Source organism: Desulfoconvexum algidum (assembly GCF_055382125.1).
Window position 1 is genome coordinate 4,698,441 of sequence record NZ_AP042394.1, and the last position, 15,448, is coordinate 4,713,888.

The following is a 15,448-nucleotide window of genomic DNA, read 5'->3' on the forward strand; positions in this document are numbered from 1 at the left end:
CGGTGAAGACTACAAATGATGCACCGACAACTTAATTCCAAAACGAAAATCATAAAAAAATGAGTATAAAAGGGGGGTCCCAATGCCCGATAAAGATAACTGGCTTGACTATGATGTTGAAGAGATGGTGGCAGGCGATAAAGATGCCCTGTGGCATCATTTAAAACCCCACAAATGTTTTGAAACCCAGGAACAGATGATTATTGTGGAAGGAAAGGGCCTTTTGGTCAAGGATATCCGGGGTCGGCAGTACCTGGATGCGACTTCGGGGGGTGTCTGGAGCGTCATGGTTGGCTACGGCCGGGACTCCATTGCCCAAGCTGTCTGTGACCAGCTCAAAAAGATGCCTTATTTTACCGGGGTGTTCGGCAATATCCCCGCCATTAAATTTGCCAAAAAACTTTTGGAAAAATTGCCCAACCACCACAAAGTTTATTTTTCCAATTCCGGCTCGGAAGCCAATGAGAAAGCCTTCAAAATTATTCGCCAGGCATCCCACATCGATCCTGCCAGAAAGGGTAAATACAAAATCATGTACCGGGACCGGGACTACCATGGTACCACCATCGGTGCCATGAGCGCCACGGGCCAGGCCCAGAGAAAAGAAAATTTCGGTCCCTTTGTGGAGGGGTTTGTGGAATTTCCCCATTGCACCTGCTATCGCTGTCCCTATGACAAGACCTATGGAAATTGTGACATCGAGTGTGCAAGAAAGGTGGAGGAGATTATCCTCAAAGAGGGAGCCCACACCATCGGCGGCATGATTGTAGAGCCCATCACAGCCGGCGGCGGAATCCTGATACCCGTCAAAGAGTATTATCCCATCCTCCAAAGAATTTGTAGAAAATATAATATCTGGATGATCATGGATGAGGTGGTCTGCGGATTTGGCAGGACCGGCACCTTCTGGGGCCACCAGCACTATGAGGTGGATCCTGAAATCATCACCATGGCCAAGGGTCTTGCCAGTTCCTATGGCGCCCTTTCCGCCACCGTGGTTAAACAAGAAGTATATGATGCTTTCTTAAACGACCCCAGTGACCCTGGGACCCGACTCAACTACTTTCGGGACATCTCCACTTACGGGGGATGCACAGCAGCCCTGACAGCTGCCCTTGAAAGCACACGAATCATTGAAGACGAAAACCTTCTGGACAACAGCGTGAAGGTTGGAGCGTATCTCAATGAACAACTTGAAAAACTGAGAAAATATGATATTGTGGGAGATGTCAGGGGAAAGGGACTTTTTGCCGGCATTGAGTTTGTAAGGGACAAAACCACCAAGGAACCCATTTCCGAAAATCAGATGGCGCAGCTCATGGGCAATGTGATGGCCCAAAACGTGATTGTTGGACGGACCAACTCAAGCTTTCACGGGCTCAACAACATCATGAACTTTGCCCCCTGCCTGATCATCACCAAAGAACAGGCAGATACCATTGTGGCAGCTGTGGCAACGGCCATTGAAAAAACATTTAAATAATAATTGTAACACCCTATTTAAATCAAGGAGACATCCCATGTTCGTAGGAATTTTAAAAGAAATAAAAGTACTAGAAAATAGAGTTTGCATGACACCTGCCGGTGTTATTGCCATGAAAAAAAACGGCCACGATGTTCTGGTTGAAAAAAATGCAGGAGCCGGAGCCGGTTTCCTTGATGCAGAGTATGTTGCGGCCGGTGCTGCCATGGCAGATACCCCAGCCCAGGTGTTTGAGAAATGCGACATGGTCATGCATGTAAAAGAACCCCAGCCATCTGAGTATGATTACATTCGTGAGGATCAGATTGTTTTCACCTACCTGCATCTGGCAGCCGATGAGCAGCAGACAAATGCTTTGATCAAAAGCAAATCCATTGACATTGCCTATGAAACCATTGAACGAGACAATGGTGCCCTTCCCCTGCTGGTTCCCATGAGTGAGGTGGCCGGTCGAATGGCCGCCCAGGAAGCAGCCAAATACCTGGAAATGCCCCAGGGAGGGATGGGTATTCTTCTGGGGGGTGTAACCGGGGTTGAACCTGCTACTATAGTGGTTATCGGAGGCGGTATCGTTGGGATTAACGCTGCCAAAATGGCCTGTGGCCTGGGGGCAAAAGTCTATATCCTGGATACCAACCTGGAACGGCTTGCCTACCTGGATGATGTCATGCCTGCCAACTGCTTTCCTCTCATGTCCAATGCAGCCGTTCTTGCCGAATTGGTCGCCAGGGCAGATGCTGTTATCGGTGCAGTTCTGGTAGCCGGTGCCAAGGCACCGAAGCTATTGACCCGTGAGATGCTTAAAACAATGAAAAAAGGGTCTGTAATTGTGGATGTTGCCATTGACCAGGGCGGATGTTTTGAAACCTCCAAAGCCACCACCCATGCAGACCCCACCTTTGAAGTAGATGGGGTTGTCCACTATTGTGTTGCCAACATGCCAGGTGCTGTTGCCAGAACTTCCACCGCAGCCCTGACCAATGCCACCCTTCCCTATGCCATTGAAATCGCCAACAAGGGGTGGAAACGAGCCATGCAGGAAAACAAGGAAATCAAACGGGGTGCCAATGTCATCAAAGGCCAGGTTACCTATAAAGCGGTTGCCGATGCCTTTGGCCTTGATTACACACCCATTGAAAATTTTCTTTAACCAACACCAAAAAATTACTGTGAACCTGATAGGTACACAGCAAATGCCAGCCCTGTGCCCCTAGGATATATCTAATATTCTAGGGGCATAATTTATTACCCCTATTCAACTCCCTTCCAATGCCCCATAGATCGTGTCATTGTAACCAATAAAAAAAGCCTTCTTTGTCTTTATGGCCGGTGCCCGAAGATTGCCGGACCGGCCCATGACAGCCTTTAAAATTTCTTCCTTGTGTGATTCCGGTTCAAGAGAAAGCAGCTTTTTCCCCTTTCCAATGAAGACCATCTGCCGGGTCTGTATCAATTCCCAGGCCATTTCACGGTCAATTTTTTCTTTTTTTGCATCCATCAACTCCAAGGGATGTATCCCCTTTTGCTCAAAATACATTTGGGCTTTTTTACAGGATACTCAGCCTTTGCGGATATAGGCCCATTCAATGTCCATGTAATTCTCCTTTTATCGGATAAGATTTAATCGGGAACAGGGGGTTTAACGTTTCTGCTTTCGTGCATGGAGGGTAAATGTTTTCACCATAAGTTCTCTAAACACCGATAGATAATCAAGAGTTTTCTGATTCATGGAATGGGCATTGCTATCCCAGCTCACAACAATCATGGAAATAATTTTTTGACCAACAAATACGGGAAAAACAGCAAGACCGAAGGCTTGCTCATTTTCCCCAAGATCCATATACCAGGAAGGAATCTTCTTTTTATATTTTTTTTCGCGGTTATCCTTAACAATAACGTCTCTATTTTTCAAAACCGCATGGTTAAATATATCCAGGCGGTTCTCGAGTTTAAATGAAAAGCGCTTAAGAAATTCCTGGGATTTATTTCCTTTGGCAAACCGTGCATCCATTGTCTGGGTCTCTTTTTTTTTAATGGCAATGCAGACCTGGGTAAAATAGAAACTTTCAAAAAGGGTTTCCACGATTTTGGTAAAAATCTCATGAATGCTGAGCTGGCTGTGCAGATTTTCTTGTATTTTTTTTAAGCCGGCAGTGAGGCTGTCCATATTTTTTACACTAGGAAATCTGGAAATCGCCTTGTCCTGGCCTGGATCGATATTTAGAAGGGCCGCATGTTTAATCATCTTGTCCCGGGAGGTTTTGGCCAGTTCCAACGCCTTTGACATGCCAATCGCCAAAACCCCTTTGTATTTGGCAGTAATCTCCATGATCTGGCCCATTGATTGATCCCGTGTGTCCATGGGGATATCGCAAATTTCTCTGGTAAAAGCGCAGGCGTACCGACGACGATCTCCCTCACTGATCTTGTCCCCTTTCACACTGAAATTTGTCACCGGTCGAATGGCATTGACAATGTTTTCCGGCAAATGGAGTTTTAACGCCACCAGTCTGCCAAGATCGCTATAGGACAGTCCCAGTATGGATTTTGACGCCGCCTGCAGGGAAAGCGTATCATCATCATCCATGACCACCTCAATCTGGATATATTTATCCGGGGCAAACAATGCCACTAGATACTCCCCCAAATCATAGATCATGGCGGAAATCTGGAGGGAATCTGCATCTTTAAATCCTCCTTCAAGGGCAATCTGCCTCGCCATGATACTCCTTTGAAGCCCTTTTAACGATTTATCTTTAAGAATTTTTGCATTGGCAAGGCCACTCATCATTTCATAAATCTTTAACCCGGCGGCGGCCGACCGGACTTCATCGGTACCCAGAATGATCATGGCCTCTGAAATGGTGGAGATCCCTTTACTAGAGAAATGCCGATAAAAAGACGCATTCACCAATTTGAGTACCTTTGATGTCAGCGCCATATCTTTTAATATCACGTTAGCGATATCCTGGGCCGAGGAATATTTCATGGTCAAAATTTTATTCACATTGCTGACCTGACGGGAAAAGGATAGAAACGAATCCTGGGCCACCATTTTTTTAAAAATAGAGGTTACAAAAAGAGAGTGATCAGATGCGTCGGACGGGGTTGCCGCCCAATCCCCTGCCCCGGTTTCCCGGCCAAGGCCCGGCAAGCAAATCGCATCCAATTCTATACCCCCATGGGGGGGAGCTGGTTGGTCCATTGGGACTCCATTCAAAAACAAGCTTGAAAATAGTGATGATTAACCCATATAATGCATTGGCTATCCTAAGCTTTTTAAATGTTATTTTCAATTCAATTTTGAAACAGGCAGGGACATGGTCCATAAAAAAAAGAATACAGAAAAGCTGGAAAACCGGATTTTACACCTAAAATCCAGTTTTTCCAACAATAATATTGTCCGGATGCGGGAGGCGCTGCGATATCTTAGCGGACCTAAGCTTGAGCTTTTCATAAACATTCCTTTTTATATCCATGTCAATCTCAAGGAATTCCCGGGATTCATTGATTCCGATACCATTGCCCATGGAATTTACAATTTTGAACAATCCGGTTTTTATAACGAAGTGCTTAAACAGCGCTTACTTAAGGGAAATGTCCTTCCTTGCCACCAGACAAAAGACCCTTGTGTGCAAGGATTTTATCACATCGGCAGCCTGGGTACCTTTACCCAGTCGGCAGGATCCGATTTCGACTATTGGGTCATCATTGACAAAAAAAAATTCTCTGAGCAACGATATTACAACCTTGAAAAAAAACTGGACCAGATCCTTAAATTCAGCAGAGAAACCTATGATCAGGAAGTTACTTTTTTTATCATGGACCAGGAAGACATAAAAAAAAATTGCTATGCCCGGTTTAACGACCCGGAAACCCTGACGGCCCCGAAAATATTTTTAAAAGAAGAATTCTATCGGACCTTTTTAATGATTGCCGGGAAAATCCCCTTCTGGACCATTCTGCCCAGCCAGTGCGATACGAAAACCTATGCCGCCCTTGTCAAAAACATCTCGTCCATCAGCAATTTATCCGATATTTCAAAGGGATTCATTGATCTGGGCCCCGTTGAAAAACCCGGGCCCCAGGATATGTTAAAAGGTCTTTTATGGCATGTCTGCAAGGCCCGGTTTGACCCTGTAAAGGCCTTGATAAAAGCATCCATGATTTTTTCAACGGATTTTGGTCAAGGGAATATAGGCCCTTTATGTGATGAAATAAAGGCAAGATATGCGGAAATAGGCATTGATGATTACCATGCAGACCCCTATAAAATGCTTTTTGACCGGATCATTAAATTTCACCAGGAACAGTATCCCAAGGGACTGAACCTGATCAAAAATGCTATCTTTTTCAGGCTGTGCGGATACCCAAAAGTTTGTGTACCGGAAATGGGGTCTCCCAAACGGCAACTGCTGGACTGGTATATCCGGAACTGGAATCTGAGCCCAGCCCAGGTCAGCAAGTTGCTCTCCTATACTCGCTGGGCAGAGCCGGAAAAATTGCTCCTTGAACGAACCATCATCAGCCGCTTGGCAGAGATGGCAAAGCAAGTTCAGCAAAAGTATCCCAACGAAACCGGGGAGGCAATCCCTGACCCGGAACAAAGAAACTTTAAAATTCTTATCCATAAAAACCAGGAAAGATTAAACAACGCCAACGGCAAGATTCTTGAGTGTTCCACCTATTTGAAACAGCAAAAATTGCAATTGTTTCTTCTCCAGCAAAAACGGTTCGGCGCCTGGCATCTGTCTGGTTGCCTGAACCTTGCGCCCCATCCCGAAAAACTCCATGAAGCCCCGTCTGTGTTGGGTCTCTTGGGATGGATTCTTGAGAACCAACTCTATGACAGGTCCCAAAGTGCAATGAAAATCGATGTTCCCCTGCACCTGTTTGAAAGCCATACCCACCCCGTGGATCCGGACAAATTATACCTGGCCCTTCAGCCTGTCAAACCCTTGTCCGATGATATTTTTGAATATTCCCCCTCCTGGTCGAAACTAATGATTTTGCTGGTATATTCGGAAAAAAAAGGAGAACACCCTTTGGAAAAGGCAGAATTTCTGGCCTTAAATACCTGGGGAGAATTGTTTTTGGATACATTGACCCTTGACACAAACAAAAACATAGGGGATAGATACGAGGATATCGCCGATAAAATTTATGAATATGGAGAAACCAATCTGCGGCACTATTTTTTCCAATTGGCAAAGAAACATGACCCGGAAGCTGTGTTTGAAATCAAACAACATCTTGCGGCCAAATCGGCTGTGCGCTATCGCCGTCACGGACAAGATAAAAACCGTCCTTTGCTGGACAGATTATAGGAAAAAAATATGCAAGACAAATCCATCCTGGTGGTCAGTGAAAATGAACGAGAAAGAACCGATCTGACCCAAACCTTGGAAAAAATCGGGTATGACAATATTCTATCCGCCCAGGGCGGCGGCAATGCCTGGGCATTTTTAAAATCAAAAAAAATCGACTGTGTCATCTCTTCCTATGACATGGAAGACATGTCCGGAATCGCCCTATTAAAGATCCTTAGAAGGGAAGAATCCGTTGCAGATTTACCCTTTTTCCTAACCCACAGCGCCTTTACCAAGATCAAGGTCATCAAGGCCGGACAGATCGGTGTAACCGGTCTTTTTGTCATTCCCTATAACGAGGAAGGGATGCGAGACAAACTTTGTCGGGCCATTGAAAAGATAAAAGACCCAATGGTCCTCCAGGTGGAAGAAAGCCTGGAAAAGGGGATTGATCTCATCGAAAAGCAGGAATTTGTCCAGGCCCTGGAGGTATTTAAATCCCTTGTTAACCAGAAGGAAAATCCTGAGTATTATTTTAATATAGGATATATCAAGACCTCCCAGGGACAGCACTCTGAGGCCATTGAAGCCTTTTCCAAGGCCACCCAGCTGGACAGGCTTTTTGTCAAAGCCTATGAAGCCATGGGAAGGGCCTACAAGGCACTTGGAGATGCCCAGAAATGTGAAGAATGCCTCCAGGTTGCAGCAGAAATATACATGGACACGGACAAACTCGGATCAGCCGAAGACATTCTCAATGAAATTCTTGAAGCCGGAACAAATTCGCTGAACGTATTTAATACCCTGGGGGTACTCCACCGGAAGAAAGGGGATGTAGAACAGGCCCTGCGCCAGTACAAAAAAGCATTAAAAGTCCACCCGGATGAACCCTATATTTATTACAATATCGGCCGACTCTACCTGGACATGAAAAATACCACCAAAGCCAAAGTCTATTTCCAGGCAGCTCTTGACAAGGACCATGGGTTTGAGGAAGCCAAACAGGTCATCAAGGCCATTGACCTGGGTCTTGTCTGACTTGTTCTACATTGGACCGGTAAATATTTCCAGAATATTTTTAATATGATTTGACAACAAATCCGTCAAATTGGTAAACTAATTCTACGAATACTCCTGGAATGAAATTGAAACTGAAGGTTCAATTTTTCTATCAATGGTATTTTTTTAATTCTTTCTGACCCAGTCTTGTTATTTTTTATCACAATTCATTGTCTTTTAAACCTGTTTTTTTAAACTTATTTTTTTTACAAAGAGGAGTGCATTATGGCCGTTTCCATTATTATCAAACGCTTGGTTAAAGATGAAGCCATGGCAGCCCAACTGGCCCCTTTTATCGTGCAACTCAGGTCCCGAGCCACTGTTCAGCCGGGATTCCTCACAGACCAGACCTTTAGCTGCCTGGACTGTGAAGGGGAATATCTGATCATGAGCACCTGGCATACCCTGGAAGACTGGAACAAATGGATGCACAGCCAGGAACGTCAGGCCATCCAGCGAAAAATAGATGAATTGCTGGGGGAAAAAACCATTTACCGATATTATGAACCCATCGTGGGCGGCATTGTTCCCAAATTTCGTCCCAGGGAAAATCAACAATAGTAAACGGGTGAAACCAGTGTCTTAAAAAGACGCTTATTTATCAGGAACCGGGGCGCACCCATTGGAAGAATTTACCGTGCCCTCCTCACAGTCAATACCAAGATGGGCTTTCACCTGTGCGATATCGTTCCCTTCAACCATCCAGGTGCCGTCCCCTGATATCACCACCGGAACAAATGAGAGACCCGTCCTGGAAAAAAAAGGCATGACTTTTTCCAGATAGCGATCCGCCTGGCGACAACCCAATGTGCCCTCCTGGAACTGGATCTGTCCATAATCTTGGTAGGAATAGGACTCACAAATTGCCTGAACAGCCATTTCACGGCTTTTAGGACCCAGAACTGGAAAAAGAACCACCTTGATTTCAAGGTGGTTTTCCATGGCAAGAATTTCAAGGTCCGGCATCAGTCGCTTGCAATAGGAGCAGTTGGGATCTGTGACCACATACAAAAAAGTGTCGGCCTTACCCGGCTTAAATGAAAACAGGGTTAAATCCTCCAAAATGCTCAGGTTTTTTTGAAAAAATGTCTTCCGTTTTTCCTTCTCAAGCGCCTTTATTTCATTGGCTTTTATCCGCTCCTTTTCGGCAACATCCGCCAAGGAAGCCAAGGTTTCCCGGGTAATAAGTTTTTTATTCTTGAAAAGTTTTCCAACCAGGAGGAAATCTTCCCCGGCATAGAGGGGTACAAGCTCCCCATCCAGGGACACAACGACCTCACACAATCCGCCCAGATCTTTTTTATATACGATTTTTGCATTCCCCGGCAAGGGAGCCTGTAAGGAAAGCCAATCCATATCAACATGGGTACAAGCAGGCAAAGCAACCGCATCAGAGCCCAATACCAGCAACCCAAAAAACACCAATAACCATCTCACTTTAGCGTATCCTTTTTAAATTTTTTTTTATTGAGATTCATCAAAATTTTCTGGGTTATTTATTACCATGAACCGTTTAAAACTGACAAGGGTTAAAAAGAATATAGGGGTTAAAAACACCCGGCTAACGAATAGAAAACGATCTTAAACCGAATAGAATCCGGATATACAATTTTACGGTAAGGATATGGATAAACCTTGATATGGCGTCTTAAAAAGGTATAATAGATATTCAGAAGATTTTTTTTACAGAACCTTAAAAATTGGGGCATTATCATGAAACCGGATACAAGCGATGCTTTGTTTGAAATCTTATTAAATGCCGCAAAAAAAGTATCCATGGGGGCCTATGACCAGACAGACAGCCTTATGGAACTCACCAATCAGGACAAATATCCAACTTTGGTATCCCAATTGGCCGAAGCCTTTGGCATGATGATCGTTCAGGTGGAAGCCCGGGAATTAAACCTGGAACAATTGCTGGATCAACTCAAAACAAAAAACCAAAAACTGGAAGACACCCTCCATCGAGTCCAAATGTTGGAGAGCATCCAAAGCCATATGAGCAAATTTGTCCCCAGGTCGGTCCAGAACCTGATCAAGGACAACCCTGAGAATCCGGATCTGAACAAACATGAAAAAAATATTTCCGTACTTTTTCTCGATATTGCTGGATATACGAAAATGAGTGAAAATAATTCCAGACAAAAGATGAACTATCTGATTGAAACCTATTTCAGTGAATTTTTAAATATCATTGTTGAAAACAACGGGGATATTAATGAAACCGCAGGAGACGGCCTCATGATTCTGTTTCAGGATGCCACCCCCCAAACCCATGCCATGAATGCAGTTTGTGCGGCTGTCGGCATCCATAAAAGAACCATGCACATCAATGAATCCCTGAAGGGCAAATATAAACCCGTTTCAGTGAACATGGGCATTAACTCAGGAGCTGCCTCGGTGGGCTCCACTCGATTCAAAGGCATTGCAGGTGATCGTTGGACCTATACGGCTTCTGGAGCTGTCACCAACATAGCGGCCCGGGTATGTGCCATTGCAACGGGTGGTAAAATTCTGGTCACCTCCCAGACATCCGAGCACATTAAACAAAAATTTAGCCTGGGCACCCCACGGGAACAAGCGCTGAAGAATGTCAGTAAGCCAATCCAGGTCCGGGAGGTATTAATTTCTTAACGGCACCAAGGCAAGGCTATCCTTGTGAAGGCAACTCTTCCAGGGTGTCATAACAGGGCATAATAGAAGGGAAACCCGATATTTCAATCACTTCCTTGATATTACCGGAAAGACCTGCCAGACAGAGTTCACCTTTGAGAACCTTTATTTTCTTAGTTGCAACCAGAAAAATCCGTAGTCCAGCACTGGAAACATATTCAAGCCCGGTTAAGTCCAAGACGATATTTAAATTTCCCTCTTCAATGATTTCACCAAGGCGTTGTTCCAATTCAGGAGATGTCACTGCATCCAACCGTCCTTTCAACCCAATTACACATCTGCCATTTTCAACCCGCTTTTCTATCTCCATATGATCTCCCTTTTGATTTACCATTGGTTTCTTTTGCACTCTATTATGCCATTAAAAGGCCTGTGTCAAATAGGAACCCTAAAACCCATCTATTTGGCAGCGAAAAAACAATCAAAATACCAAGGGTACAAAACAAAAAGTCCCTGAACAGATATTGTTCAGGGACTTTTATTTTTTCAAGTCACCAAGATGACTTTTTTAGCTAAGTAAGACGGCTAACTAGAGCACGGTTACATTTGTTGCAGCAGGACCTTTCTGTCCTTCTTCAATATCAAATGAAACACGGTCCCCTTCATTCAGGGATTTAAAACCTGTTGTATTAATGCCGGAATGATGCACAAAAACATCTTTCCCGCCGTTTTCTTGTTCAATAAAACCAAAACCCTTAGAGTCGTTAAACCATTTTACAGTACCATTAGCCATATTGGCAATCTCCTATTGTAATAAAAAAAATACGAATTTCAAACTTTAGTGCCACACCATTTTATTTTTGGAATACACACCATTAGGATGAAACATAAGCGCTTCACATACAACAGCGCAAGTTGAGTAAGAATATAGAAATGTCGATAAAAGTCAAGCTCTAAATTAATATTTTTTCTTAAAACAGCAAATAGTATGTTTTAAAAAAAGGGTTCCCTGTTTTTATTTTGTTTACAATCCGGGAATCAATGATTATGCTCTTCTGCCAGTAGGGGGATTGCCCTTAGGATGGCTGACCAGGTATTTACCATAACATATTTAATAAGGATGGTTAATGAATTTTTATATTGGAAATCTTGCTTTTGGCGTAACGGAAAAAAATTTAAAGGATCTTTTTATTGAATTCGGGGAGGTGGCAAGTGTTAAGCTTGTAACGGATAAATTTTCAGGACAGTCAAAGGGGTTCGGATTTCTGGAAATGCCAAACAACTCCGACGCAGATAAAGCGATAAAAGCCTTGAATGGGAATGCCGTTCAGGGGCGCATTCTAAAAATCACCCAGGTAGAAGAAAACAACAAAAAACGCCAGAAGAAAAGGTTTTAACGGTTTACCCGATATTCCCCCGGCCTGAATAAAACGACCCTAGGGTTGGAAACACTTTTTTTCAGGACCTGGGCTTTTGTTTCAGAACGATTGCCGTTCGTGTCGGCAGATAAAGGCTTAATAGATTTCTATTCCCAAATTTTATGGGGTCAAGGGTAAAATGAACCTGATCCTTTTTAAGCCGATCTCGTCCGCCAAAGGCAATTTGATCGGAATCCAAAACCATTTGGTATTCACCGGGCGGGGCATCCAACAGATAATCGGAAAAGGAATTGGACGGGTGAAAATTAAAAATAAAAATCAAATTTTTCCTTTCAAAGGCAATGACCTTGTTCTCTTCATGGAGGTGCAGAAGGTTCACATGGGATGAAGAGAACAAATCCTGATCCTTGACCAGATGAATCATTTGTTTATCAAATTCAAAAAGGCTCGAATAAAAAAGGCCCGGGTCACGTTTTAATGACCACTGGCGTCTGGCATAATGAAAGGAAAAGTGATTGCGCTCAGAAGGGAAATCCACCCATTCAGGATGCCCGAATTCATTTCCCATGAAATTCAAATAACCGGAGTCGGCCGGAGCAATGGTAATAAGACGGATCATCTTGTGCAGGGCCACTCCCCGAAGGGTTTTAGTACTGTCATTCTCCTTTTCCATGGCAGTATAGATCTCCTGGCCCATCAGATGCATCATAAGGGTTTTATCACCCACCAGTGACTGGTCATGGGATTCGGCATAGGAGATGGTCTTTTCTTCGCTTCTTTTGGTTGTCAGTTCATGCCACAGGGTGCCAAGGTGCCATTGTTCATCTTTAGTGTCCTTTAATAATTTGATCCAAAAATCCGCAATTCCCATGGCAAACCGATAATCAAACCCGGTTCCCCCCTTTGAAATGGGAGCGGCAAGCCCGGGATATCCGCTGACATCTTCGGCAATGGTGATAAACCCTTCCTTAAGTTCATGGACAAGACAATTGGCAAGATAAAGATAAGCAAGCGCGTCCCCATCCACATCCTGCCCATAATAATCTTCATAGCCGTTAAAGGCCCGTCCAAGGCCGTGATCCTCAAAAAGCATACTGGTGATACCGTCAAACCTGAATCCGTCGATTTTAAACTCTTCAATCCAAAATCTTAAATTGGACAAGAGGAACTTTAATACCTCGGGCTTACCATAGTTAAAACACCGTGAATCCCATTGACGGTGATACCCCCTGGGTCCGTCATGGAAAAACTGAAAACCTGTTCCGTCAAACTTTGCAATACCCTCCACTTCATTGTTGACGGCATGGGAATGAACCATATCCATGAACACCTTGATGCCCTTTGCGTGGGCTGTATCAATCAGGTGCTTTAATTCTTCCGGGGTGCCGAATCGTGATGAGGGGGCAAAAAAGTTGGCCACATGATACCCAAAGGACGCATAATAGGGATGTTCCTGAATGGCCATCAATTGAATGGCCGTGTACCCGGCAGCTGCTATTTGGGGCAGAGCACCTCGTTCAAACTCTTTATAGGTTCCGATTCTGCCCTCCTCCAATGCCATTCCGACGTGGGCTTCATAGATCAGCAGCGGTTCTTTGGGGGGTAAAAATTTTGTTATCGCCCATTGGTATTTTTCAGGCTCCCAGATCTGGGCATTAAAAATATGGGTATAAGAATCCTGAACCACCCGGGTTGCAGCTGTGGGAATTCGATCCCCTTCCCCTCCCAGCCATACCACCTTGAGCCTAAACAGGTCTTTGTGGGAAAATACGGCCTTTGGAAACCGTCTTTCAAATATATGGTTCTCTTTTCTCTCAAGCTGGAAGGCTGTGTTTTTCTGCCAGGCGGTTTTATCACAAAGGATAAAGATTTCACTGGCATTGGGTGCCCACTCCCTGAAAACCCATTCACCTTCCTCAAATTTTTTTTCAAAATGAAATCCGAACCGCTTGTGGTAATCTGCAAACGCTGTCAATCCTCCCCTGTTCACCTGCTTTATTTTATCCCCAAGTGCAATGCACACAAGTCTCCTTGAAGATATGGTGTCTGCATGGATGAGAAGGTAGGGATCGTTGAAGATTCCGGGATCAGACAATAAATGGCCGTTTAAGCATTTTTTCATATAGGTTAATATACGCTTCCGCGCACCTGCTATGGTTAAATTCAAGCACACTCTCAATCATAATCCGGTTGCGCTGGCTTTCTTTTAGGGCCGGATCAAAACGATGAAACTCCATGGCCTTGTCTATGGCCCATTTAAACCCGTTGGCATCATGGGTATTGAATAAAAATCCATTCCCCGTGTTTGCTTCAGTATCCAGCTGGCGGATGGTATCATGCAATCCCCCGGTATCGTAGACAATGGGCAGGGCCCCGTAGATGCCGCCCACCATCTGGGGAAGACCGCAGGGCTCAAAGGAAGAGGGCATAAACAAAAAATCGCTGGCAGCAAATGCCTGGTGTGACAGCCCCTCGTTAAATCCGCAAACGGCAACCCGTTTAGCCAGGCCGTGAAACCGGACAATATCATGGAAATGTTTCTGAAATTCTCCATTGGCCACAGAGACAATTTGAAGATTGGCATCCCAGTACTGGGCGACAATATCATACATAATCTGCGCCAGCAGCTGACACCCTTTTTGCACTGGATCGAGCCTGGACGGCCAGAAAAACAGGGCGGCTTCCTCATCGATTTCAAGATCCAGAATCTTTTGAAGATATGCTTTGTTGTTTGCTTTTTGCTGCCGGTGATTTTTCGGCCCATAATTATACCGGACCAGCTGATCAACCGCCGGGTTGAATTCCGGATCAGGTGCATTCAGTATTCCCGTGGCACATCCGGCATGATATTTATGGCTCAGCTCATTTTGGATGCAGTTTTCCACAAAGGGATGGCGGTTCTCAACAATCTCGGTTAAAAAGGTGGGGCTCACTGTATTCACATAATGGGCTGCAAATATCCCGGAGGTTAAAAAATCGACCCGATTCCAGTCCCGGCTTTCTTCATAGTTTTGAGGTGTCGTTTTGAAAAACAGCCAATGCCAGAAAGAGGCGGCGTCGATCCCTCTGTCCTCAATTTCCGCCATGGTGGATGTCAGGGTGTGAATATTATGAATCGTAAACAGACAGGGAATTCCCATCTGCCTTGCCATGGCAGGGATTAGGCCGGTCATCCAGTCGTTGCAATGGATGATATCGGGTTCAACCCGGGGAATAATGTTGTTAATAACTTCCCTTTGAAATGCCAACGAGACCTTAAGGTCCTTGTCCGAATATCCTGAATAAATATTATCAAGATAATAAAAGGCCCGGTCTGCCGCCAGATGAATTCGTTCTTCATCCAAGCTTTTACGGATTTTTGCAAGTTCTTTGTTGTGTGTCTTGGTGGTGAATCCGTGAAAAATAGACCGATAATCCGGAAGGGCCACATGGACATCACAATTAAAATCAAACAATGCACTTATAAGGGCAGCCGACACATCGGCAAGACCACCGGCCTTTGCAGAATAGCCCGATGACTCTCCCATCTCTTCGGGCAGATAGCTCACCTCGGGTGTCACGATCAAGATTCTTGGTTTTTGTGTCATTGTTCTTCTCCCAAGGGT

At 44.6% G+C, this 15,448-nt stretch carries 13 protein-coding genes and 1 pseudogene; 7 read left to right on the top strand and 7 right to left on the bottom strand.

The window, feature by feature from the left end; all coding sequences use genetic code 11:
• The first annotated feature begins 82 nt into the window (after positions 1-82).
• A complete protein-coding gene (locus ACZ45G_RS21380; RefSeq protein ID WP_464172533.1) occupies positions 83-1,483 on the top strand; it encodes an aminotransferase family protein in 1,401 nt (466 codons plus the stop codon).
• 37 nt (positions 1,484-1,520) lie between these two features.
• Complete coding sequence (gene ald / locus ACZ45G_RS21385; RefSeq protein ID WP_464172534.1) at positions 1,521-2,633, top strand: alanine dehydrogenase; 1,113 nt, start codon at positions 1,521-1,523, stop codon at positions 2,631-2,633.
• 105 nt (positions 2,634-2,738) lie between these two features.
• On the opposite strand, the pseudogene ACZ45G_RS21390 reads toward ald, so the two are convergent.
• Together ACZ45G_RS21390 and ACZ45G_RS21395 are read right to left on the bottom strand one after the other, a co-directional pair.
• A pseudogene (locus tag ACZ45G_RS21390) lies at positions 2,739-3,026 on the bottom strand (ArsC family (seleno)protein); the annotation flags it as partial.
• 96 nt (positions 3,027-3,122) lie between these two features.
• Entirely contained in the window at positions 3,123-4,688 is a 1,566-nt protein-coding gene (locus ACZ45G_RS21395) for an HDOD domain-containing protein (RefSeq protein WP_464172535.1), read from the bottom strand.
• A 115-nt stretch (positions 4,689-4,803) separates the two neighbouring features.
• Here ACZ45G_RS21395 and ACZ45G_RS21400 point away from each other — a divergent pair, with 115 nt between their 5' ends.
• The 3 genes from ACZ45G_RS21400 to ACZ45G_RS21410 all read left to right on the top strand — a co-directional run bounded on the left by ACZ45G_RS21400 (position 4,804) and on the right by ACZ45G_RS21410 (position 8,412).
• Positions 4,804-6,810, top strand: a complete 2,007-nt coding sequence (locus ACZ45G_RS21400; protein WP_464172536.1) for a class I adenylate cyclase — start codon at positions 4,804-4,806, stop codon at positions 6,808-6,810.
• 9 nt (positions 6,811-6,819) lie between these two features.
• A complete protein-coding gene (locus ACZ45G_RS21405) occupies positions 6,820-7,830 on the top strand; it encodes a tetratricopeptide repeat protein (RefSeq protein ID WP_464172537.1) in 1,011 nt (336 codons plus the stop codon).
• A 246-nt stretch (positions 7,831-8,076) separates the two neighbouring features.
• Positions 8,077-8,412, top strand: coding sequence for an antibiotic biosynthesis monooxygenase family protein (locus tag ACZ45G_RS21410; RefSeq protein ID WP_464172538.1), 336 nt, complete (start codon positions 8,077-8,079; stop codon positions 8,410-8,412).
• A 33-nt stretch (positions 8,413-8,445) separates the two neighbouring features.
• Here ACZ45G_RS21410 and ACZ45G_RS21415 read toward each other — a convergent pair whose 3' ends face one another.
• Positions 8,446-9,288, bottom strand: coding sequence for a thioredoxin domain-containing protein (locus ACZ45G_RS21415; RefSeq protein ID WP_464172539.1), 843 nt, complete (start codon positions 9,286-9,288; stop codon positions 8,446-8,448).
• A gap of 276 nt (positions 9,289-9,564) precedes the next feature.
• On the opposite strand from ACZ45G_RS21415, the gene ACZ45G_RS21420 reads away from it, so the two are divergent.
• A complete protein-coding gene (locus ACZ45G_RS21420) occupies positions 9,565-10,485 on the top strand; it encodes an adenylate/guanylate cyclase domain-containing protein (RefSeq protein WP_464172540.1) in 921 nt (306 codons plus the stop codon).
• A 16-nt stretch (positions 10,486-10,501) separates the two neighbouring features.
• On the opposite strand, the gene ACZ45G_RS21425 is transcribed toward ACZ45G_RS21420, so the two are convergent.
• Entirely contained in the window at positions 10,502-10,834 is a 333-nt protein-coding gene (locus tag ACZ45G_RS21425; protein WP_464172541.1) for an STAS domain-containing protein, read from the bottom strand.
• Positions 10,835-11,053: 219 nt separating this feature from the next.
• Entirely contained in the window at positions 11,054-11,257 is a 204-nt protein-coding gene (locus ACZ45G_RS21430; protein ID WP_464172542.1) for a cold-shock protein, read from the bottom strand.
• A 334-nt stretch (positions 11,258-11,591) separates the two neighbouring features.
• On the opposite strand from ACZ45G_RS21430, the gene ACZ45G_RS21435 reads away from it, so the two are divergent.
• On the top strand, positions 11,592-11,861 hold the full coding sequence (locus tag ACZ45G_RS21435; RefSeq protein WP_464172543.1) for an RNA recognition motif domain-containing protein: 270 nt from the start codon (positions 11,592-11,594) through the stop codon (positions 11,859-11,861).
• A gap of 61 nt (positions 11,862-11,922) precedes the next feature.
• On the opposite strand, the gene ACZ45G_RS21440 is transcribed toward ACZ45G_RS21435, so the two are convergent.
• Positions 11,923-13,965, bottom strand: a complete 2,043-nt coding sequence (locus ACZ45G_RS21440) for an alpha amylase C-terminal domain-containing protein (RefSeq protein WP_464172544.1) — start codon at positions 13,963-13,965, stop codon at positions 11,923-11,925.
• Positions 13,931-15,430 carry a glycogen synthase gene (locus ACZ45G_RS21445; RefSeq protein WP_464172545.1) on the bottom strand — a complete coding sequence of 500 codons (1,500 nt, stop codon included), beginning with the start codon at positions 15,428-15,430 and terminating at the stop codon, positions 13,931-13,933. Before ACZ45G_RS21445 ends, ACZ45G_RS21440 begins: the two co-directional genes overlap by 35 nt.
• Positions 15,431-15,448: the final 18 nt, after the last annotated feature.

Coding starts and splice junctions, on each gene's coding strand:
- ACZ45G_RS21400 (WP_464172536.1), top strand. CDS start 4,804: ATGGTCCATAAAAAAAAGAATACAGAAAAGCTGGAAAACCGGATTTTA.
- ACZ45G_RS21445 (WP_464172545.1), bottom strand. CDS start 15,430: ATGACACAAAAACCAAGAATCTTGATCGTGACACCCGAGGTGAGCTAT.
- ACZ45G_RS21405 (WP_464172537.1), top strand. CDS start 6,820: ATGCAAGACAAATCCATCCTGGTGGTCAGTGAAAATGAACGAGAAAGA.
- ACZ45G_RS21435 (WP_464172543.1), top strand. CDS start 11,592: ATGAATTTTTATATTGGAAATCTTGCTTTTGGCGTAACGGAAAAAAAT.
- ACZ45G_RS21440 (WP_464172544.1), bottom strand. CDS start 13,965: ATGAAAAAATGCTTAAACGGCCATTTATTGTCTGATCCCGGAATCTTC.
- ald (WP_464172534.1), top strand. CDS start 1,521: ATGTTCGTAGGAATTTTAAAAGAAATAAAAGTACTAGAAAATAGAGTT.
- ACZ45G_RS21425 (WP_464172541.1), bottom strand. CDS start 10,834: ATGGAGATAGAAAAGCGGGTTGAAAATGGCAGATGTGTAATTGGGTTG.
- ACZ45G_RS21410 (WP_464172538.1), top strand. CDS start 8,077: ATGGCCGTTTCCATTATTATCAAACGCTTGGTTAAAGATGAAGCCATG.
- ACZ45G_RS21395 (WP_464172535.1), bottom strand. CDS start 4,688: ATGGACCAACCAGCTCCCCCCCATGGGGGTATAGAATTGGATGCGATT.
- ACZ45G_RS21420 (WP_464172540.1), top strand. CDS start 9,565: ATGAAACCGGATACAAGCGATGCTTTGTTTGAAATCTTATTAAATGCC.
- ACZ45G_RS21380 (WP_464172533.1), top strand. CDS start 83: ATGCCCGATAAAGATAACTGGCTTGACTATGATGTTGAAGAGATGGTG.
- ACZ45G_RS21430 (WP_464172542.1), bottom strand. CDS start 11,257: ATGGCTAATGGTACTGTAAAATGGTTTAACGACTCTAAGGGTTTTGGT.